Origin of the sequence: Glaciihabitans tibetensis, assembly GCF_003003265.1 — a bacterium.
Lineage (GTDB): Bacteria > Actinomycetota > Actinomycetes > Actinomycetales > Microbacteriaceae > Glaciihabitans > Glaciihabitans tibetensis.
On record NZ_PVTL01000007.1, the window covers coordinates 1 to 20,375 of the forward strand.

The 20,375-nt window shown below is 67.0% G+C and carries 16 protein-coding genes; 7 read left to right on the forward strand and 9 right to left on the reverse strand.

Features of this window, described 5'->3' with window-relative positions; genetic code table 11:
* Positions 1-246 precede the first annotated feature (246 nt).
* The 3 genes from B0I08_RS13035 to B0I08_RS13045 all read right to left on the reverse strand — a co-directional run bounded on the left by B0I08_RS13035 (position 247) and on the right by B0I08_RS13045 (position 4,589).
* A complete protein-coding gene (locus B0I08_RS13035) occupies positions 247-1,728 on the reverse strand; it encodes an MFS transporter (protein ID WP_146134416.1) in 1,482 nt (493 codons plus the stop codon).
* A 234-nt stretch (positions 1,729-1,962) separates the two neighbouring features.
* Positions 1,963-3,243 (reverse strand): DUF4032 domain-containing protein, encoded by a 1,281-nt coding sequence (locus B0I08_RS13040; RefSeq protein ID WP_106213566.1) that lies wholly within the window; start codon positions 3,241-3,243, stop codon positions 1,963-1,965.
* A 251-nt stretch (positions 3,244-3,494) separates the two neighbouring features.
* Positions 3,495-4,589 carry an ABC transporter ATP-binding protein gene (locus B0I08_RS13045; RefSeq protein ID WP_106213923.1) on the reverse strand — a complete coding sequence of 365 codons (1,095 nt, stop codon included), beginning with the start codon at positions 4,587-4,589 and terminating at the stop codon, positions 3,495-3,497.
* Between the two features lie 233 nt (positions 4,590-4,822).
* Here B0I08_RS13045 and B0I08_RS13050 point away from each other — a divergent pair, with 233 nt between their 5' ends.
* Positions 4,823-5,749: a DsbA family protein gene (locus B0I08_RS13050; RefSeq protein WP_106213568.1), complete on the forward strand. Its 927-nt coding sequence runs from the start codon at positions 4,823-4,825 to the stop codon at positions 5,747-5,749.
* Positions 5,750-5,909: 160 nt separating this feature from the next.
* Here B0I08_RS13050 and B0I08_RS13055 read toward each other — a convergent pair whose 3' ends face one another.
* From B0I08_RS13055 to B0I08_RS13070, 4 genes are all read right to left on the reverse strand, one after another.
* Positions 5,910-6,509: an acetate uptake transporter gene (locus B0I08_RS13055; RefSeq protein ID WP_106213570.1), complete on the reverse strand. Its 600-nt coding sequence runs from the start codon at positions 6,507-6,509 to the stop codon at positions 5,910-5,912.
* A 128-nt stretch (positions 6,510-6,637) separates the two neighbouring features.
* On the reverse strand, positions 6,638-8,338 hold the full coding sequence (locus B0I08_RS13060; protein ID WP_106213572.1) for an FAD-binding oxidoreductase: 1,701 nt from the start codon (positions 8,336-8,338) through the stop codon (positions 6,638-6,640).
* The gene (locus tag B0I08_RS13065) at positions 8,335-9,087 is read right to left on the reverse strand and encodes a lysophospholipid acyltransferase family protein (protein ID WP_106213574.1); all 753 of its coding nucleotides are present in this window, start codon (positions 9,085-9,087) and stop codon (positions 8,335-8,337) included. The genes B0I08_RS13060 and B0I08_RS13065 overlap by 4 nt, the downstream gene beginning before the upstream one ends.
* Entirely contained in the window at positions 9,084-9,863 is a 780-nt protein-coding gene (locus B0I08_RS13070; RefSeq protein WP_106213576.1) for an SDR family NAD(P)-dependent oxidoreductase, read from the reverse strand. Before B0I08_RS13070 ends, B0I08_RS13065 begins: the two co-directional genes overlap by 4 nt.
* A gap of 69 nt (positions 9,864-9,932) precedes the next feature.
* Between B0I08_RS13070 and B0I08_RS13075 the strand changes: the two genes are divergently transcribed.
* Genes B0I08_RS13075 through B0I08_RS13085 form a run of 3 tightly spaced genes read left to right on the forward strand, consistent with a single transcriptional unit; the run spans position 9,933 to position 14,038 of the window.
* On the forward strand, positions 9,933-10,754 hold the full coding sequence (locus B0I08_RS13075) for a hypothetical protein (protein ID WP_106213578.1): 822 nt from the start codon (positions 9,933-9,935) through the stop codon (positions 10,752-10,754).
* The gene (locus tag B0I08_RS13080; protein ID WP_245884801.1) at positions 10,751-13,222 is read left to right on the forward strand and encodes an SDR family oxidoreductase; all 2,472 of its coding nucleotides are present in this window, start codon (positions 10,751-10,753) and stop codon (positions 13,220-13,222) included. Before B0I08_RS13075 ends, B0I08_RS13080 begins: the two co-directional genes overlap by 4 nt.
* Positions 13,223-13,243: 21 nt before the next feature.
* The gene (locus tag B0I08_RS13085; protein ID WP_106213580.1) at positions 13,244-14,038 is read left to right on the forward strand and encodes a ferritin-like domain-containing protein; all 795 of its coding nucleotides are present in this window, start codon (positions 13,244-13,246) and stop codon (positions 14,036-14,038) included.
* A gap of 464 nt (positions 14,039-14,502) precedes the next feature.
* On the opposite strand, the gene B0I08_RS13090 is transcribed toward B0I08_RS13085, so the two are convergent.
* Entirely contained in the window at positions 14,503-15,078 is a 576-nt protein-coding gene (locus B0I08_RS13090; RefSeq protein WP_106213582.1) for a 1,2-dihydroxy-3-keto-5-methylthiopentene dioxygenase, read from the reverse strand.
* A 152-nt stretch (positions 15,079-15,230) separates the two neighbouring features.
* Here B0I08_RS13090 and B0I08_RS13095 point away from each other — a divergent pair, with 152 nt between their 5' ends.
* From B0I08_RS13095 to B0I08_RS13105, 3 genes are read left to right on the forward strand one after another with little or no spacing between them, the layout of a single operon-like run.
* A complete protein-coding gene (locus tag B0I08_RS13095; protein ID WP_106213584.1) occupies positions 15,231-16,328 on the forward strand; it encodes a substrate-binding domain-containing protein in 1,098 nt (365 codons plus the stop codon).
* Positions 16,325-18,079 carry a sugar ABC transporter ATP-binding protein gene (locus B0I08_RS13100; RefSeq protein WP_245884802.1) on the forward strand — a complete coding sequence of 585 codons (1,755 nt, stop codon included), beginning with the start codon at positions 16,325-16,327 and terminating at the stop codon, positions 18,077-18,079. Before B0I08_RS13095 ends, B0I08_RS13100 begins: the two co-directional genes overlap by 4 nt.
* On the forward strand, positions 18,076-19,161 hold the full coding sequence (locus B0I08_RS13105; RefSeq protein WP_245884803.1) for an ABC transporter permease: 1,086 nt from the start codon (positions 18,076-18,078) through the stop codon (positions 19,159-19,161). Before B0I08_RS13100 ends, B0I08_RS13105 begins: the two co-directional genes overlap by 4 nt.
* A 362-nt stretch (positions 19,162-19,523) precedes the next feature.
* On the opposite strand, the gene B0I08_RS13110 is transcribed toward B0I08_RS13105, so the two are convergent.
* Complete coding sequence (locus B0I08_RS13110; RefSeq protein ID WP_106213930.1) at positions 19,524-20,258, reverse strand: TetR/AcrR family transcriptional regulator; 735 nt, start codon at positions 20,256-20,258, stop codon at positions 19,524-19,526.
* Between the last annotated feature and the right edge of the window lie 117 nt (positions 20,259-20,375).

The window sequence follows — 20,375 nt, forward strand, 5'->3', positions numbered from 1 at the left end:
CCAAAAACAAAGCCGTCCGGCAACTCGAAGCCCTCGGATACGAAGTCACAATCACCCACGCAGCAGCATAAGGAACCTCTATTTACGTATCAGTTCTGGGGCAAATCGGGCCGAAAAGTCGCCAGAACTGCCCAGTCGGCGTGGACGATCGAAGGTTATTGTCCGGTCGGTGAGGATGACCGACGGTTGCAGTCCACTCGGCGTGGCTGGCTCTGGTTGCGATCGACTCGGCGCGCGCCAGCGGTGTCATCGCGGTAGTGCGGCCGGCACCCTCACCGTGAGCACCCGCGCGAAGAGGAGCACGAGGAGTCCGGCCACCGGAACTATGAGCAGGCCGGTGCGTAGCGACGTGGCATCCGCTATCGCACCCACAATCGGCGGCGAAACCAGGAAGCCCACCCGCAGCAACCAGCCGACGAGCGTCAGGCCGGTACCCGGGCGAAATCCGGGCAGGGAATCCGCTGCCTCCATCGCGGCGGGAATGAGCGTCGCGACGCCGAGACCGGCGAGGCCGAATCCGATCACCGTGGCGGGGACCGAGGGAAACGCCAAGGCGATACCCATGCCCACGAAGACGATTGCGCCACCGGCTCGGGCAACCGCGCGCTGGCCGAATCGGTCAACGAGCCGGTCGCCGAAGATGCGGCCGATGAACTGCATGCCCTGCAAAGCGATGAATCCGATGCCGGCGACGAAGGCGGTCGCACCGAGCGAACCGGACAGGTAGATCGCCGACCAGGAGCTGCCGGAGTCTTCGACCAGTGCGCCCGAGGCGGCGATGACGACCAGGGCGAGAAGTACGCCGTACTTCGCGACGACGGCGAGGGCGCGCGGGCGGCGGAGCGCGGCTGTGCCGGTGGTGCTGGCGACGTCCGGGGTGGCGGTGGTTCCTGCGGTGGCGGAGGTGCTGGCGGCGCTGGAGGTGCTGGCGATTCCTGCGGTGCCGGTAATTCCTGAGCTGGCGATGCCGGCTGTGGCTGTGGCTGCGGCAGTGGGGGCGGACTGGTCTGCGGGGTCCTCTGTGGCCTGCGAAAGGGCTTCCGTCGGTTCCGGGCCTGCCAGGAGGAAGCGGTACGCGGCCATCGCCATCAGGCTGAACACGACACCGGAGATCGAGAGGTGCACCGGCAGGGGAAGCGCGAATTGCGCGGCGGCCGCGCCGAGGACACCGCCGAGAACCGCGCCCACACTCCAGATCGCGTGGAACGAGTTCAGGATCGACCGCCGGTAGAGGCGTTGCACGCGCAGGCCGTGGGAGTTCTGCGCGACATCCGTGATGGAGTCCATCGCCCCGGCGAGGAACAGGCCACCGGCCAGAGCGATCCACGCGGGTGCTACCCCGGCGACGAGGATGCCGACCGCGGTGAAAATAGTGGCGACGACGGCCACCCGCGACGAACGGAAGCGTCGGATCAGCATTCCCGCGCTCAGGCCGGCGAGCAGGGCGCCCAACGGAAAGGCTGCGACCGCGACGCCGAAGGCCGCGTTCGAGAGCTCGAGATCGGCGACGATCTCGGGGTACCGCGGCAGCAGGTTCGCGAAGATCGCGCCATTCGTGAAGAAGAGGATCGCCACCGCGAAGCGGGCCTGTGCCAACCGACGTGGCGAGAGAGGAGCCGGCGGACGAGCGTCTCCGCTGGTTTCGGTGCGCACGGACTCGGTGTGCACGGTCTCGGCGCGCACGGACTTAGGGGGCAGGGATTCAGATGGCGGGGATTCAGATGTCATCGTGGGAGAACACTTTCGTGAAGAGAGCACGCGGCTGCGCCGGCTGGATTGTGACTGGGTGAGAGATATTGCGTCCCGGCGGGCGAAACGGGCGCTCGCGGCCGGAGAAGGAGCGTCCCGGAGGGAGTCATAGATCCCTCCGGGAGACGCTTTCCCCCTCCGGGAGGCACTTCTCCCTCCGGGAGGGGCCCGCCGCGGCCGACCGACGTAGTGCCTACTCCGCCGGAGCTCGAGCTAGACCTTCAGTCGCCAGTCGTCCTCGTCCACGACCTCGGTGGGCATCGTGATCGACCCGGTGGGCGGGTTGATGACGGTGGCCTCGTCACGACGGTGGCGGAGGACCACGTCGACGTAAGAGTTCAGTGCTTCGGCGAGGGGGATGTCTCGTGCCTCGTTCTGCGACATGTACCAGCGGTGGTCCAGCAGCTGGTGGAACACCTCTGCAGGTTCCAGCCGCCCGCGCAGGTCCTTCGGGATCGCGCGGATAACAGGCTCGAACACACGGGCGAGCCATTCGTGCGCGATCATCTCTTCGTCGACCTCACCCTTCTTGTGGAAGGTGACGGTGTAGGAGTCGAGGTCGTTGAGCAGCCGCCGCGCCTGGTTTTCTTGCGCGTCCAGCCCGGTGAGGCGGAGCAGGCGGCGCTGGTGGTGCCCGGCGTCGACAACCTTGGGCTGGATGCGAACCTGGGTGCCCGTGTCATCCGTTTTGATTGCAAGCTCTTCGATGTCGAAACCGAGGTCGTTGAGGCGCTCGACCCGCTGGTTGATGCGCCAGCGTTCGGACTGGTCGAACTCCTCGGAGCCGGTCAGTTCCTTCCACAGGGTGCGGTAGGCGGCGACGATTCCGTTGCTGATCCCGACCGGGTCGAAGTCCTCGTCGAGACGGCCACCGGCCTGCAGGTCGAGCAGTTCGCCGGCGATATTTACGCGGGCGATCTCGAGGTCGTTCTCGCGCTGACCGTTCGAAAGCTTGTTGTAGAGCTGGCCGGTTTCTGCGTCCACCAGGTAGGCGGCGAACGCCCCGGCGTCGCGACGGAACAGCGTGTTCGACAGCGAGACGTCACCCCAGAAGAACCCGACGATGTGCAGGCGAACCAACAACACCGCGAGGGCGTCGACGAGGCGGGTACCGGTGTCGGGGCGGAGGCTCTGCGAGTAGAGCGCGCGATAGGGCAGGGAGAAACGCAGGTGCCGCGTGACCAGGGCGGAGTCGAGTTCGATGCCGTCGACCGTGCTGCGGTTGGTGATCACCGCGACCGGGTCAACACACGGGATCTCGAGGCGCTGCAGGGTGCGGAGCATCTCGTACTCGCGACGGGCGAACTCTGCCGAGGTTTCCTTGATGGCAACGACGTAGCCGCTCAGGTGAGCGAAGCGCACGAGGTGTCGCGAAATTCCCTTGGGGAGTGCGGCGATGGAGTCGTCTGGCCAGACCTCGAGCGGAAGTGCCCAGGGCAGGTCGAGCAGCGCCGGGTCGACGATCGCGGAGGTGATGTTGAGGGAGCCACTCATAGTGCCGTTGAGCCTCTCGTAGAGATAGGTAGCGATGGAGTAGCGAGGTAGCGATGGAGTAGCGAGGTAGCGATGAAGCGGTGCTGGAGTAGCGATGATTCGGTGCTGTGTAGCGGGCCGCGATAGCACTGAAGCGGTGCAGGAGTAGCGACAGAACCGGTGCGACCCAAGACGAGGAGCCTGCCGCCCAGATGTCGGGCAACAGGCTCCTCGTTCGCTGGGGCTAGGCGCCCCGCTGGTTTGTCAGTGCCTTACGCGACGACAACTTCGCCGACGCGAGCGCCAGACTCGATGTCGAACAGGTGCACGTGGCCCTCCTTGGGGACGATGTACACCTGGTCGCCGGCGTTCGGGTGCGAGCGGCCGTCGACGCGCACGCACAGGTCGACGCGGTTGCCGCCGATGGTGGCGTGTCCGTAGAGGTTGCCGTCGGCGCCGAGCTCCTCGATGACGTCGACCTCGACCGGGAGGCCGTCGCCGGCCGTGGTGACCGTGACGTCTTCGGGGCGGATGCCCACGGTGACCTGCTTCTGCTTGATGCCCGCGAGCGTGTTGCGGTCGACCCGTACCGCGTGGTTGCCGAAGAGCACACCATCCTCGGAAAGGTCAGCCTGGAACAGGTTCATCGCGGGGGAGCCGATGAAGCCTGCGACGAACACGTTGTTCGGGCGCTCGTACAGATCACGGGGGGTACCGACCTGCTGAAGCACGCCATCCTTGAGCACCGCGATGCGGTCACCCATGGTGAGGGCCTCAGTCTGGTCGTGGGTGACGTAGACCGTGGTGACGCCGAGGCGACGCTGCAGCGACGCGATCTGCGTGCGGGTTTGAACGCGGAGCTTGGCGTCGAGGTTCGACAGCGGCTCGTCCATGAGGAACACCTGGGGCTGGCGAACGATCGCGCGACCCATGGCGACGCGCTGACGCTGACCACCGGAGAGTGCCTTCGGCTTGCGGCCGAGGTAGGGCTCGAGGTCGAGGAGCTTTGCGGCCTCGAGAACGCGCGTTGCACGCTCGTCTTTGTTGATGCCGGCGATCTTGAGCGCGAAGCCCATGTTCTCGGCGACGGTCATGTGCGGGTACAGCGCGTAGTTCTGGAAGACCATGGCGATGTCACGGTCCTTCGGCGGAACGTCCGTGACGTTGCGGTCGCCAATGAGGATGCTTCCTTCGTTGACCTCTTCGAGGCCAGCGAGCATCCGGAGGGAGGTGGACTTTCCACAACCGGAGGGTCCGACGAGGACGAGGAATTCGCCGTCTGCTACGTCGAGGTCGAGGGCGTCAACGGCCGGTCGGGTCGAGCCCGGGTACAGACGTGTGGCCTTGTCGAAAGTTACTGATGCCATGTTAAATTGCTCCTTCACCGGCAGGTACGTGCCGGACGATCCGAGTGAATGGACGGTGGACGAACCACCACCGGCCATTATGTCACTGTCTAGGACCCGGCGATAGGCGCGTACTCAGAACAGTTGGTTATGGTGATACCCGCGAACGTTTGGACGATTCCCAGAGTCTCGCCCTAACCTTCTAGACGCGCGCGGCCTTTACCTGGGGCCGCCACCCGAAATTTTCCAGCGTAATGAGTGAGGTTCTTTTGACCAACGGGAGTACCGGAGACGGCAATCTCAGCAAGAGCGAGAGCCGCGAGGCTGCACGGGCGAAGGCGAAAGCCATCCGCGACTCCCGCAAGCGCAAGGACCGCGCCGGCAAGCTGTTCCTTCAGGGCGGCATCATCGTCGGCGCGCTTGCCATCATCACCGTCATCGTTCTCGTGCTGGTCAATACCCAGCGTCCCGCGGGCCCCGGCCCCCTGAACATGCTGAGCGACGGAATCAAGATCGGCGCCGGCATGATCGCCCTGCCGACGGCCGCCCTCGAGGCTGAAGCCGAGCCGGTGCCGAACGCCATCGCCGAAGACTCCGAAGTGATCGACATCCAGATCTACGTCGACTACCTCTGCCCGTTCTGCAAGATCTTCGAAGACACCAACACCGAGCAGCTCGAGTCGTGGCTCGAGCGCGGGGCCGTCACGGTGGAGGTGCACCCCATCTCGATCCTCAACTCGAATTCGATGGGCACCCAGTACTCCACCCGCTCGGCGAACGTCGCCGCGTGCGTCGCCAACTTCGCCCCGGACAGCTTCTGGGCCGTCAACAAGGCCCTCTTCGCCAACCAGCCGGAGGAGCGCACCGCTGGCCTCTCCGATGACGAGCTGCTCGAGGTCGTGTCCGACGCCGGCCTCACCCCGACGGACGCCATCGAATCGTGCGTGCGCGACCAGACATTCAAAACCTGGGTGGGGGATGCCACGTTGCGAGCACTGGACGGGCCCGTCCCTAACTCTGAGGCGCTCGTGAAGGGCACGCCGACCGTAGTCGTGGATGGTCTCAAGTACGAGGGTGCCGTGGATGACCCCGACGCGTTCGCGCAGTTCGTGATCCAGGCCGCCGGAGCCACCTTCAGCGAGAACTCGACGGCCACCCCCACGCCGACGCCCGCGCCGTAACGCAGAGCGCGGTAACGCAGAGCGCGGTAACGCACAAAAGGCGCTGGCCCCCGATCGACGAAATGTCGGCCGGGGGCCAGCGCCTTTTGGCTACGCGGGCAGTCCTGCGCGGTGGTGACCAGCGCGGTGCTGCGGTGCTGCGGTGCTGCGGTGCGGGGACCTACTTGCGCGGCCAGACCGGCAGCACGGTGCGCTTCGAGGTGGCGTTGAGCACCACGGCGAAGGAGCCGTACCAGGCCAGCAGCGCGGTGATGATTCCGAGCCAGCCGCCGATGCGGTGCAGGGCCTCGATGCCGGCGAGGTCGCTGATCGCGAGGGCGAAGAAGGTGAGCGTCAGTGCGACGAACACGGCGAAGATCGAGCCGTTCGTCTGGCGAGCAGCGACGGTCATGTACGCGGTGAAGATCGCCCAGCCGAGCAGGAAGACGCCCACACCGACGGCGCCAGCCGCTTCGCCGCTCGGGGTGGTCTCGAGGTACCAGAAGGCCAGCCAGAACGCGCCGTAGGAGGTGAACGCGGTCGCGCCGAAGGTGTTCTTGTTCGCGAACTCCCACACGCCCGCGATGATCTGCGCGATGCCGCCGTAGAAAAGGGCGAGGCCCAGTACAGACGCGCTCGACTCGATCAGCCCGGCGTTAGCCACGCTGAGCACGAAGGTGGTCAGTGCGAAAGCGGCGAGCCCGAGCGATCCGGGGTCGGCGGGAGGGGTGGATGCCGCGGGGGCGACGCGTGTGGCAGGGGAAAGCTGGTCGGTGCTCATGAAACTCTCTTTGTGGTGGGGGAGGGGCGACAGGCCGAAGGCGCGCCGCAGACGATTATCGCAGCAGTCGCCGCGACACCAGCCGCTACAGCAGCAGTCGCCCCGTCGCCCGCCCCACCGAGCGACAGCTAGCCGAGAGCGCTCTGCTCCACCTTCGTGGTGCTGCCGAGCACAACCTTGCCCGGGTTGAACGTTCCCTTGGGGTCGGCCGCGTCGAAGAGGCCGCGCATCATCGCGATGCCCTCGCTGGAGATGTCTTCCTCGAGCCACGGAGCGTGCTCGAGCCCGACACCGTGGTGGTGCGAGACCGTTCCTCCGTTGGTGATGAACGCCTGCTGGATGGCGGTCTTCACCACGTCGTACTGGGCGATGGCATCGCCGGTGGAGACAAAGGCGAACGTGAAGTAGAGGCAGGCGCCCGAGTGGTACGAGTGCGACATGTGGGCCATGATCCAGCCCTTCACCCCGATCTCGTCGAACGCACGGTTGGCGCTGGCGATCACGTCTGTGTACAGCGGGAGGAGCTTCGACCAGGGAGCGGCTGTCTCCGAGACATCCGCCGAGCCCCCAAAGTCCAGGAAGAAGTCTCGGATGTACGGGGTGTCGAACTTCTTCTGGTCGTAGAGCACTCCGGGCCCCTTGCCGACGCTGACGCCGCCGTGCTTCTTGACGATGGAGGCCACCAGCTTCTGGTTGCGCGACACGAGCTCGTCGCCGCCCTCGTACCCCACGAAGGAGAGGCACATCTTGGTCGTGTCCCAACCCTTCGCCTTGAGGAACACGCCGAGTCCCTTGGTCACCAGGCTGGAGAGGCCCTTGCTCGCCTTGCTCGTGGCAAACGAAAAGACCGTCTCGTTACCGTCGGAGACGCGGGTCACCGAGGGGCTCGCGTCGCTCTCGGAGATCGCCTGCATCGCGGCGAGGCCGGCGCGCCACGTCGGGTAGAGGTAGGCGAGGATCTCGCGGTTGGCGGGGATGCGGTGCACCTGCACGGTCACCTCGGTGATCACGCCGAGGCGGCCCTCGCTGCCCAAAATCATCTCGCGGACGCTCGGCCCGGTCGAGGCGCTGGGGATGGCGCGGATGACGAGCACACCGCCGGGGCGCACGACCCGCAGGCCCTTCGCGATGTCGGCGATGTCGCCATACTTGTCCGACTGCATGCCGGAGGAGCGGGTGGCAACCCAGCCGCCGACGGTCGAGTGGGTGAAGCTGTCGGGGAAGTGCCCGATGGTCCAGCCGGCCTTGGTGAGTTCGGCTTCGAGATCGGGGCCCTGGGCGCCAGCCTGGATGCGGGCGAGTCCGGATCCCTCGTCAATGTCGAGAACCCGGTTGAGGCGCCCGAGGTCGAGCGAGATCACGGTGCGCTCCTCGGTCGCGAGGGGCTCGAGGCTGCCGACGATGTTGCTGCCGCCGCCGAACGGGATGATGACCGCGTCGGCTTCGACCGCGGCATCCACGATGTCCTGCACCTCGGCCTCGTCCGCGGGGTAGATGACCACGTCGGGTACCCGGGCCAGGTCTCCCGCGCGCACCCGGAGCAGGTCACGGATGCTCTTTCCGAAGGTGTGGATGACCCGGTCCATGTCATTGGTCGTGAGGTACGTCGCCCCGACTATGCCGGTCAGTGCGGTGAGAAACGCGTCGCTGGCACGGCTGGCCGGAACATCCAGATCCTCGAATGCCATCGAGGTGGGCTCTGTCGGCAGCGACAGGTCAACTCCGACGGCGGACTTCAGGAAGGGAGCGAACCCCGGCTTGTTCTCGTGGTGGAAAGCGATGCCCTCCAGGCCCCAGCCCCACCACTTCATGTGCTTGACGTCGGTCACGGGCGAACTCCTTTGGGGGCGGTGGGCTGGCCAAGAACGATGGCCGTGTTGGTATCTCGCAGGCGAGTGATTTCGGCGCGCAGACGAGCCGAGAACTGGGCCGCACCCTCGTCGGGGAGGGCGTAGAGCGGTTCGCCGAACACAATACCGACCCGGGGACGCCCGGGGCGCGGCCAGTTCGTCCCGCGGGGATGCGCGATGTGCACTCCGATCAGCGCGAGCGGGATGCACGGCACCTCGCAGGAGGCGGCGAGTGCGGCGGCGCCGGGCTTGAACGCGCCGAATTCGCCGTCGCGCGACCGGGTGCCCTCGGGGAATATGAGCAGGGGGATGCCGCGGAGCAGGAGCGAGCGGGCGCTGACCGAGTGCGCGCTCGGGGTGGAGCGGCGCACGGGGAACGCATTGAAGAACAGGGCAGTCAACCCGCGACGCCACCACACGTCGAAGAAGTAGTCCGCGGCGGCGCCGGCGGCGAGGTACCGGGCGAGGCGTCGGGGGAGCGCTCCGAATATCAGGGGGGTGTCCAGGTGACTGGAATGGTTCGCCACCACTACGAACGGACCCTTCACGTCGCGGAGGCGTTCGCGGCCGATGACGGTGACGTTGGTGAGGGTCCAGATGAGCGGTTTGAGGAGGCCGCGCTGGGCGACATAGCGGATGCTGGCGTGGCCGGGCGAGGCAAACCTGTCACGCGGCTCCGTGCTCGCGGCGCCGATGACTCCGGGGCTCCGGGGCACTCCGACGGTCATCGTGCGGTTGCCTTTCTGCGACTGGACGAAATTGCGGAGGAGAAGCTCCGGATTGCGCTGCGTGGAGCATGCCGAGCCATCCAGATGAGGGCTCGGTACCGAACTGTGGGTATGGAGATCATTTTGCCTCGCTTTACGTCGCGTAAGCACGCGGTTACGAGTTGTTCGGCGTCCAGCCACATCAGGTTTGGAATGCTGCTCGCCCCGATGCCGGCGCGCTCGTGAAACTCGGTGCGCACCCATCCGGGGCAGAGCGCCGTCACGACGATTCCGGTTCCGCGCAGCTCGACCGCGAGTCCCTCGGTGAACGAGGTAACCCAGGCCTTGATCGCCGAGTAACTTCCCATCGTGATGAAGCCCGCTGTGCTTGACACATTGATGATGTTTCCGGCTCCGCGGGGCAGCATGCCCCGGGCCGCGGCGCCCGACAGAACCAGAACCGCCCGGCACATCACCTCGAAGCCCCGGTCATGCTCCGACACATCCGCATCGATGAGAGAGGTATGCATGCCGAAGCCTGCGTTATTGACCACCAGATCGACCGGTCGGGTGGGATCCTCCAGGCGGGCGGCCAGCCGGGCGACCGCGTCGCGGTCGGCCAGGTCGGCCTCGATCGTTTCCACGGTGCGACCAAGTGCGCGCAGCTCGGTTGCCATCTCGGCGAGCCGTTCCGCCCCGCGAGCGACCAGCACCAGGTCGTATCCTTCGCCCGCGAGTTGTCGTGCGAACGCGGCTCCAATGCCAGACGTTCCACCGGTGACGAAAGCTACTACCATCCGGTTAGGATACGCTGCGGACAACACTTTTCCGACTCGCACGCTGCGTCAGAAAGCGAAGGTTGGACGATGACACCCCAAAGCCCAGCGTCCCTCGGCGCACGTTTTGACGTGCGCGAGTACGCCCGTACGGCCCGCGGCAATCACCGCGACGAGCTGCAGCTGGCGGACTACGCAACCGCTCCGCTCGACCCCGAATCGCTGCACGCAATTCGCTATTACGCGCGCCTCGAAAGCGCCACAATGGAGCACCTGCGTAACCTCCTGGTGACGGCGACCCACAAGGATGCACGGGTTACCGCATTCCTGGTGACGTGGGCCTTTGAGAAGTTCTGGATCGCCGACGCGCTCGACGCCGTGCTCGAAGCGAACGGTCGTCCGCGCGCCCAGGATGAGGACGAGGGCGAGACCCGACACTCGAGGTCGGAGGCATCCGAGCGTCGCGGCCCGATCCGCCGTGCCCTCGCCGCGATTGCGCAGGGGGTGCCGATCATCGCGCTGCACATGGCCATGGGGCTTGTGGACGAGTGGGTGATGCGCGCGGCCTACGAGCGGCTCGCGGCCCGGAGCGAGAGCGCTGCTCTGTCCTCCACGGTCGCTCTCATTCTCGACGTCAAAAAGCGGCACGCCGCCTTCTTCGAGGACGAGGCGGTGCGACGCCTCACGGATTCCGCGCGGGCTGTTCGCCAGACCCGCCGCACGCTGCCCCGCATCGCCTGGCCGATTGGGTCGATCGACCGCGCGGCCATCGACCGCAGCTTCTTCGAGAGCTACGTCTTCGGCGGGGACGAGGGCGCCGCACGCGCCCGGGATCTCGGCACCCAGGTCAGCGCGCTTCCCGGCATGACGCGTTCCATCGGTGACGCCGTCGCGCAGGGGCTTCGACCGTGAGTGCGCATGCAGCTGGCGCGGGAGGCGCGGGCTCTGCGGGCGCGGCGGGTTCGGCGGGCTCGAGCGCGGGCATTACTTCTGGTGACCTGGGCACTGCCCACATCCTGCTGACGGGCGGCACCGGGTTCGTCGGCCAGGCGATCCTCGAACGGCTCCTGGAATCCCACCCCGGCACCACGGTCTCACTCCTCGTGCGCACGAAGGGCAGCACCAGCGGTCAGGACCGGCTGCGCAACCTGCTGCGCAAACCCGTCTTCTCCGTCTGGCGCGACCGGGTGGGCGACGCCGAGGTGGAACGCGCGGTTCGCGAGCGCCTGCGCGTCGTCGAGGGCAGCCTCTCGGCCTTTCCTGAGCTGCCGTCCGACCTAGACGTTGTCATCCACAGCGCCTCCACCGTCAGCTTCGACCCGCCCATCGACCAGGCCTTCGAGACCAATGTCGGCGGCGCCCTCGGGCTCTACAGCGCGCTCGCGGCCAGCGGCAGCAATCCCCACGTGGTGCACGTCTCCACCGCGTACGTCGGCGGTATCCGCAAGGGCATCGTGCCCGAGGCCCGCCTCACCCACGAGGTCGATTGGCGCGCCGAATACACGGCGGCGCAGGGCGCCCGTGAGCGCGTGCAAATGGCGTCGCGCCAACCAGAAACGCTGCGGGGATTCATCCACACCGCCCGCGCCAAACACGGTAAAGAAGGCCCGCAGGCAGTCGCGACCGCGGCGGAGGCGGCACGCCTGGAGTGGGTGCAGTCCCGCCTGGTGGACTACGGGCGGATGCGTGCGGAGAGCCTCGGCTGGACCGACGTGTACACGCTCACGAAGGCCTTCGCCGAGCGCGCCGCCGAGCAGCTGTGGCCGGCCGCCGAGGGTCGCAGGCTCTCCGTTGTTCGTCCCGCGATCATCGAGAGCGCGCTGACCCACCCGTTCCCCGGCTGGATCGACGGGTTCAAGGTCGCCGACCCGCTCATCCTCGCCTACGGCCGCGGGGTTCTCCCCGAGTTCCCTGGCCTGCCAGACAGCGTGCTCGACGTGATCCCGGTGGACTTTGTGGTCAACGCGATCCTCGCGGTCGCGAGCAACCCGCCGGCCGCAGACCCCCAGTACTTTCACGTGAGTTCCGGCGCGAGTAACCCGCTGCCGATCCATCGCATGCTGCAGAACATGAACGACTTCTTCACCGCCAACCCGATGCCGCACGCCGAGCACGGGCACGTGCGCGTTCCCACCTGGAAGTTCCCCGGCGGCCGACGGGTCGACCGGGCGCTCCGCGGCGAGCGGCGCCGGGTGCTGCAGAGCCGGATGCTGATCGAGCGTCTGCCCTCAAACGAGGCAACCCGCGCCCGCATCGCGAAGCTGCAGACCCGCCTGAGCGATCTCGAGTCGCTGCAGAATTTCGCCGAACTCTACCGGGCGTACGTGCAGACGGAGATCATCTTCGACGACACCCGAACGAAGGCGCTGTTCCGTTCCCTGCCCGAAGCTGTGCAGGCCGACGCCGGATTCGACGTGGCGAGCATCGACTGGGAGGACTACCTCGGCCGGGTGCACTTCCCGGCGATCACCACCCTCACCCGCGCATTCGCGGTGCGCCGGCCGGAGACCGCCCGCACGGCGAAGGCCCTGCCCGAGAGATCCGACGTGGTCGCCGTCTTCGACCTCGAGGGCACCGTCGTCGACTCGAACATCGTGGAGCAGTACCTCTGGGTGCGCTCCGCCGGCCTCCGAAAAGCCGCCTGGCCCGCCGAGGTCATCGGATTGCTCGCAGATCTGCCGCGGTATCTTGCCGCAGAACGCCGCGATCGCGGCGAGTTCATCCGTGTTTTCCTGCGCCGATATAGCGGGATGCCGGCAGAGCGACTCGACCGGGTGGTGGCCGGCGGATACCGTGACACGTTGCTGCGTCACACCATGCCCGAGGCCATCGCGCGCATCCAGGAGCACCGCGCCGCCGGCCACCGCACGGTGCTGGTGACCGGATCGATCGGAGCCCTCGTGGCCCCTCTTGCGCACCTCTTCGACGAGGTGGTTGCCGGGTCGATGCACGAGCGCGACGGGATCCTCACGGGGTACCTCGCCCAGCCGCCCATCGTCGACGAGGCGCGTGCGGCGTGGCTTCGGCACTACGCCGAGCAGCACAACATCGACCTCGCGCAGTCCTACGGGTACGGCGACAGCCACGCCGACCTCGTCTGGCTCGAACTGCTGGGTCACCCGCATGCGGTCAACCCCGACACCAATCTGTCGCGGGAAGCGCAACGAAGACGTTGGAGGATCCACAATTGGAAACGGGGCAGCCAGCGTGCTGTGCTCCCCGCGCCCGCACCTGCACCCGCTTCGGTGAGTGCCGGGCTTGCACCCGTGGGCGCCGCAGAGTCTGTGGCTTCTGCGGAGCCGGCACCCACCGACATCCGCCTGACAAACGGTCCTGATCTCACCGCTGACAACCCGAAAGGAGTGGGAACCGCCACCTAGGAGGCGACTTCCTCACATCTCATGGCATTCGACGTAGACAAGTACACGGCGACATCGGTCGCGGTGAACTGGGCGGACCTCGACCTCGCGCGATTCCGCGAGCACCCCTTGCCCGAGGGTTCGTTGCGCACGCTCCGGTATATGGCGGATGTGGAATATCACACCGTCTGCTACACCCGCGACCTGCTCACCACGCCCTCCCACAAGGAGGCGGACATGAGCGCGTTTATGACGATGTGGAACCGCGAAGAGTTCTGGCACGGTGAAGCGCTCGCCGAGGTGCTGAGCTACCACGACATCACGGTCGACTTCGACGAGCTGAAGGCCAACCGCCTGAAGCTCGGGTGGAAGGACCGTCTCGACCCGATCAAGCAGTCCGTCGTGGGCAAGCTCGTCGGAATGGACTTCGTCGCCGTGCACATGGCCTGGGGCGCCGCGAACGAGTGGTCGGCGATCACCGCCTATAACCGCATGGCGGAGCTCGAGGAGGATCCGGTGCTTGCCGAGCTGCTCAAGCGAATCGCGAAGCAGGAGGCGCGGCACGTCGCGTTCTACACCTCGCAGGCCCGCGACCGCCTCGCAAAGAGCAAGAAGGCGCAGGTGTTCGCGCGCTTCGCCCTGAGCAACTTCTGGGCGCCCGTCGGCTCCAGCATCATGGACAAGGTCGAGGTGCAGCACGTCATGGGCCACCTGATGGGTGGGCCCGAGGGTCGCAAGGCCGCGCGCAAGATCGACACCGCCATCTCGGGCCTGCCCGGGCTGCAGGGGCTCACGATCGTGGACGATTCGCTGAACGCGCTGGGCATCGCGGCGTAGCGGTCTTGGTGGGGCGACCGGGTGCCGGGAACGCCTGGGCGACCGGGTGCGCCTGGGCGGTGTCGCGACTGGTCGAGTGAGCCGCGCGAATTCCGTGAGGTGTCACGAATGGTTCGTGAGGTGTCACGAATGGTTACTGGGCGAAATCCGAAGTGTCGCAAGTGGTCGAACCGTGCGCGTGAGGTGTCGCGTTTTGTCGAGCGTCATCGGTGACGTGTCACGATTCGTCGTAACTTCGTCGCGCGTTGCGACCACTTGGGCCACCTCAGCGCGAGCGTCGCCTTACGGAGCGTGAGGTGTCACGATTTGTCGGGCGGACCTACCTGGCTCCAGCGACAAAACGGGGCACCTCACCCCTCTGGGCCCGAGGTGTCCCGTTTTGTCGCGGCGGCGACGCGGGAGTCGGCCGGCGGCGCCTGGACGATGGCGCCTGGCCGGCGGCGCCTGGACGACGGCGCCCGCGGCTACGCGGGGACCGCGGCGAGCTCGTCGTAGGTGGCGAACTTTGTGGCGATGTCGCTGCCGGTGAAGTTGCCCACCCAGCCGTCGTCGTCGTGGAAGAAGCGCACCGAGACGTACTCGGGGCGCGTGCCCATGTCGAACCAGTGGGTCGTGTTCGCCGGAACGGAGATGACGTCGCCGGCCTCACAGAAGACCGCGTGCACCTTGCCGGCGACGCGCAGGTAGAACACGCCGGAGCCGCGAGCGAAGAAGCGGTCTTCGTCGTCGTCGTGCTGGTGCTCACTGAGGAACTTCTGGCGAGCGGTCGCGGCGGTCTCTGCGTACGCGGGGTCCTCCGAGGGCGCGATCGCGACCACGTCGACGAGCGTGTAGCCCTGCGCGGCGTTGACCGCGTCGATCTCGGTCTTGTAGGCGGCGAGCACCTCGTCCTGCGTGGGGTTCTCGCCCAGTTCTTTGAGCTCCCAACGGCCGAAGCGCACGCCCAAGGGGGAGAGGACCGCGCCGATGGTTGCGGCATCGCGGGTCTGGATGGTGGGGGTCGTTTCGTCGGTTTCGTCCCAGACGGTCAGAAGAGTCATAGCCGCAATATTATTCGCCGCAGCATTCTGCGGCGCCCCGCAGGACGATCAGCCGTAACACGGTGTCACAGAAAGTGCATTCGCAGCCCGTCCTTGGTTGCATAAGCCTGCCCTCCTTGCCGCAGCACTTCCTTCTCGAAAGTACGCATCCCATGGCTAAGCCCCGCAGCATCCCCTTCGCCCCCCTCGTCACCCTCGCCGCGACCGCACTGCTCGCCCTCTCCGGCTGCGCCCAGTCGAGTGCTGAAACCGCCCCCGCCCCCGAGACCACCGCGAAGGCCGCGACCGCCGACCTTCCCGCGCCGTTCGACGGCGACCCGGTCAGCGTTGCCCTGGTGCGCCAGAGTGGCGCGGGCGACTACTTCGAGTCATGGGGCGCCGGTGCCGAGGCCCAGGCCGCGCTCGCGAATATCGAGCTGACGATCACCGATGCCCGCAACGACAACGCGAAGCAGGCGAGCGACCTCGAGCAGGCGATTGCCTCCGAGCCCGACGCGATCATCGTCGACCACGGCCAGACAGACACCCTCCAGCCGCTGATCACCCGGGCGGTCGACGCGGGCATCCCGGTCGTCGTCTACGACCTCGCGTTGACAGACGCGACGGGTGTGGTGACCACGTCCCAGTCAGACGAGTCGATGGCGACAGGGGTCCTCGACCAGCTGATCGAGGACGTTGGCGCCGGCGCGAAGGTCGGCTACGTGTCCGCGACCGGGTACGCGGCCCTCGACCGCCGAGCCGTCGTCTGGAACGAGTTCGTCGAGGAAAACGACCTCGACGTTGTGTTCTCGACCGGCAAGGTGACGGATTCCACCGCGAGCGACAATATTCCCCTGGTGGATGCCGCGCTCAAACAGAACCCGGACGTGCAGGCGATCTTCGCCCCCTACGACGAGATCACGAAGGGCGTAGTTCAGGCCGTCTCGCAGAACAACCTGTCCTCGAGCGTGAAGGTGTACGGAATCGATATCTCCAACGCCGACCTCGAGGTAATCAACGCGGAGAACAGCCCGTGGGTCGCAACCTCAGCCACCGATCCCACCGCCATCGGCGCGGCCGTCGTGCGCACCCTCGCGCTGCAGCTCGCGGGCGAACTCGAGGAGACCGACGTGCAGTTCCCCGCGATCACCATCACGCAGGAGTTCCTAGCCGACAACGACGTGGACAACGTCGCAGCCCTGCGCGTGGCGGAGCCGACCCTGACCCTCGACACCACCCTCGTCACGGATTGGCTGCCGGCCGCTTCGTGAGTCTGAGCAACGCGTCACCCGAATCACCCGCGTCGCCCCCGTCGCCCGCCGAGGGAAACGACACCACCGTCGTTTCCCTCCCAGGCGATTCCAACAATGGCTTTTCCGACAGCGCGCCTTCCGACACCGTCGTCTCCCTCAGTGGCGTTTCTGTCTCCTACGGCTCGAACCTCGTGCTGCGGGACGTCACCCTGAGCTTCGCCGCCGGTCGCATCACCGCGCTGCTCGGCGCGAACGGCGCGGGCAAGTCGACCCTGATCAAGGCACTCTCGGGGGCGAACCCGCGATACTCGGGCACCATCGAAGTTGGCGGCGCGGTCGTGGCGCTGAGCAGCCCGACCGTTGCGCGCGGGCACGGTATCTCCGCGGTGCACCAGAAGGTTGCCGACGGTATTGTTCCGGGCCTCACTGTGGCCGAGAACGTGCTGCTGGATGACCTGGCCGGCAGCCGGCATCCGCTTCGAAATAGACGTCGTGATCTGGTCGATGCCCGCGCAGCCCTCGCCGTGCTGGGGCTCGAGTGGTCCGACCGTGTTTTGAGGGCGGATGCCGGGGACCTGCGCATCTCGGACGCGCAGTTGCTGATTCTCGCGCGGGCGCTGCGCAGCCGACCCCGATTGCTGATCCTCGACGAGCCGACGTCGGCGCTGACCTCCGCGGAATCCGACCGACTGTTCGAGGTGCTGCGAGCGCTGCGCGCCGACGGACTCGCGATCGTGTACGTGTCCCACCGCTTCGGAGAGATCGAGGCGCTCGCCGACAGCGCCGTGGTGCTGCGCGACGGCGTTGTGCAGAGCCACAGCGAACGCCCGTTCGTCTGGAACGGCATCCTGCACGACATGCTGGGGCGCGCGACCGAACTGACCCACCAGCGGGCCCAAAGCGACCGGGGAGCGACCACCGTCGCGGAGGTCAGCGCGGTCACGCTGCTGGCCGAGTCGGCGCCGGTGTCGCTCGCGATTCGCGGTGGTGAGGTGCTGGGAATTCTGGGTCTCATCGGCGCGGGAAAGACCGAGCTCGCCGAGATCCTGGCGGGCCTGGCGAAGCCCCGAGCCGGCGCTCCCGCGGGTGCTCTTGCGGGCGCTCCCGCGGGCACGCTGACCCTCGGCGGCGAGCCGTATGCGCCGCGCCGGCCGTGGGACGCCATCCGCGCCGGGGTGGTTCTGGTTCCGGAGGACCGGCAGCGCCAGGGAATCCTGCCGGGCTGGTCGGTGATGCACAACATTTCGCTGCCGTTCCTGCGGGCCTCCTCACGGCTCGGAACGCTGCGCTCCAGTCGCGAAAGCACGCGCGCCTCCGAGGTAGTCAGCGCGCTCGATGTCGTGACGGAAAACCTCAATACTCCGATCGACGACCTGTCCGGCGGCAACCAGCAGAAGGTCGTCGTCGGCCGCTGGCTATCGGCCGAGCCGCGGCTGGCGATCCTCGATGAACCGTTCCGCGGGGTCGACATTGCCGCGCGGCGCGAGATCGGCGCGCGGCTGACCACGCTCGTGCGCACCGGAGCCGCCGCCGTTGTTCTGTCCAGCGATGTCGACGAGATCGTGGAGGTGTCCGACCGCATCATCGTGCTGGTCGCCGGCTCGATCGCTCTCGATGGCTACGCCGACGAACTCGACCGCTCCACGATCGTCGAGGCATTCCTCGGCGAGACTGCGGGCAACGCTTCGCCCCGCGACGGTGCGCCCGGCGAGACTGAGCCCCGTGACATCCCCCAGCACCCGCCCCTAGTGAACGGCCCCAGACTGTGACGATCCCTCCCGTAACCACCTCGCGCAAGACGGTCGGCGCCTCCGGCCTCACCGGCCTCACCCGCTCCAGTTTCGGCGATCGCGCCGCCGCCGGGGTGGTGCGCTGGGGCTTTGTTGCCGTGACGATCCTGCTCGTGGCGTTCTTCGCGTTCACCGAGCCGAACTTCCGCACGGTCGACAACCTGTTCGGCATGCTCAAGTTCATCGCCCCGACGGCGATCGCGGGGCTCGGCGTGATGATGGCGATGACCGTCGGCGGAATCGACCTTTCGGTGGGCGCCTCGGCGGGCTTCGCGGTGTCGATCGCGGCGTGGACGATGGTGATCGGCAACCAGGTCGGCGGGGTCGCGATCATCGTGGTGCTGGTCTGCGGTCTGCTGATCGGCGCCCTGAACGCGCTGCTCATCGTGGTCGCTCGCATCCCCGATTTGCTCGCGACGCTGACGACCATGTTCGTGATCGTGGGCCTCAAGCTCCTCATCGTCGACGGAAAGTCCATCTCGTCGAAGATGTCGCTCGCCGACGGCAGCACCGCCCCCGGCAGCTTCACCGCGGACTTTCTCTGGCTCGACCGTGGCAGCATCGGACCCGTTCCGGTGCCCGTCGTGCTGTTCCTGGCGATCACGGCGTTGCTCTGGTTCTTGCTCGAGCGCACGCGATGGGGCCGCGCCCTCTACGCTGTCGGCGCCAACGCCGAGGCGGCCAGACTCGCCGGCGTGCGGGTGCAGCTCTACCGCACCTTCGCCTACATGGCCTGTGGTTTGCTCGCGTCAATCGCTGGCCTCTTGCTTGGGGCGCGGATCGGACAGGGGGATGTCTCCGCCGGCAACTCTCTGCTGCTCGACGCCGTCGCGGTCTCACTGGTCGGGGTGTCCGTGCTCGGCATCGGGCGCCCGAACGCGTGGGGAACCGCACTGGGCGCGGTGCTGATCGCGGTGATGGTGACCGGGTTCACGATGATCGGGCTGCCGTACTACGCGCAGGACTTCGGCAAGGGCATCGTGCTGCTGGTGGCGCTGCTGTTCAGCTTCACCTTCTCGCGTCGCCGCACGGTTGTGGTGGCGGGGAGTCACACGAACTAGGCGGCGGTGCGGCGAAGGCCGAAGCGTCACGAGTTGTCGGCGATCCGACATGCGAAGTGTCGCGCTTTGTCGCTGGGCCGAGAGTGCCCGGCTGCAAATCCCGCGAAGTGCCGCGATTCGTCGTTCCCTCGGAGCTGAAGTGCCGCGTTTTGTCTCTGGCCCAAAGTGAGGTGTCCAGATTCGTCTCTGGCCAAACCCGAAGTGTCACGACTGGTCGGGTATCCCCCGCGAGGTGGCCGAATCTGTCGTAACTTCGTCGGGAGTTGCGACCTATTTCGACACTTCGGCGCGGGCGTCGTCCCTGTAGGCGTGAGGTGTCACGTTATGTCGTCCGTCAGGGCTCGTCGCGGGCGTCAACCGACCTAACTGTCTCCCGGACTAGCGATCAGCGCTCGCATCCTGTCGTGGTTGGCGCGGAGGACCTCGAGCAAAGTTGTGCTGCTGCTGCTGCTGCTGCTGGAGTCGGCGTCGGTGTCTGGGCTGGAGTCGGGGCGGGAGTCGGCGACGGTGTCTGGGCTGGAGTCGGAGTCGGAGTCGGCGTCGGTGTCTGGGCTGGAGTCGGCCCCGGCGTCGAGGCGAGCGTCGGCCTTGGAGTCTACGTTTGCGTCCAGCCAGTCGCTGAGCGCGCTGTTGAACAGCACCACGGCCATGGGTGCGAGCAGCGCGGCCGTGGCGGGGTCGACGTTGTGGTCGAGCAGCGCACTCTCGATCGCGTCGGCCAGCACAGCGGATTTCAGTAGTTCCCGCTCGCGCAGTCGCACATCGTCGCGCAGGATCAGCCGCCGCACCAGCAGGTCGCCGCGCCACTGGTCGAACCGGCTGGCCGTGACGGCCTCGAGCCCGAACATCACGAGCGCCCAAGGATGGAGGGATGCCGGGGCGTCAGCGAGTACCGCGGTGACCACCGTCGGAAACTCGCGTTCCCGAAAGAAGAGCACCTCGGGCTTGTCAGCGAAGTGCCGGAAGAAGGTGCGCGTCGTGAGTCCCGCGCGCTCGGTGATCTGGGGAACGGTGGTGTCTGCGTACCCCTGCTCCGCGAATAGTTCGAGGGCGGCGCGCTCCAGGCGCATCGCCGCATCTGGTGCCCATCGACTCATCTGCCCAGCGTAGCTGATGACATGACGTGTCATCAGGCGTATAGTGATGACACGCCGTGTCATCAGCGCCGGGTGGTCAGCGCCGCGTCACCACGCGGTGTCATCGACGCGGCGGGA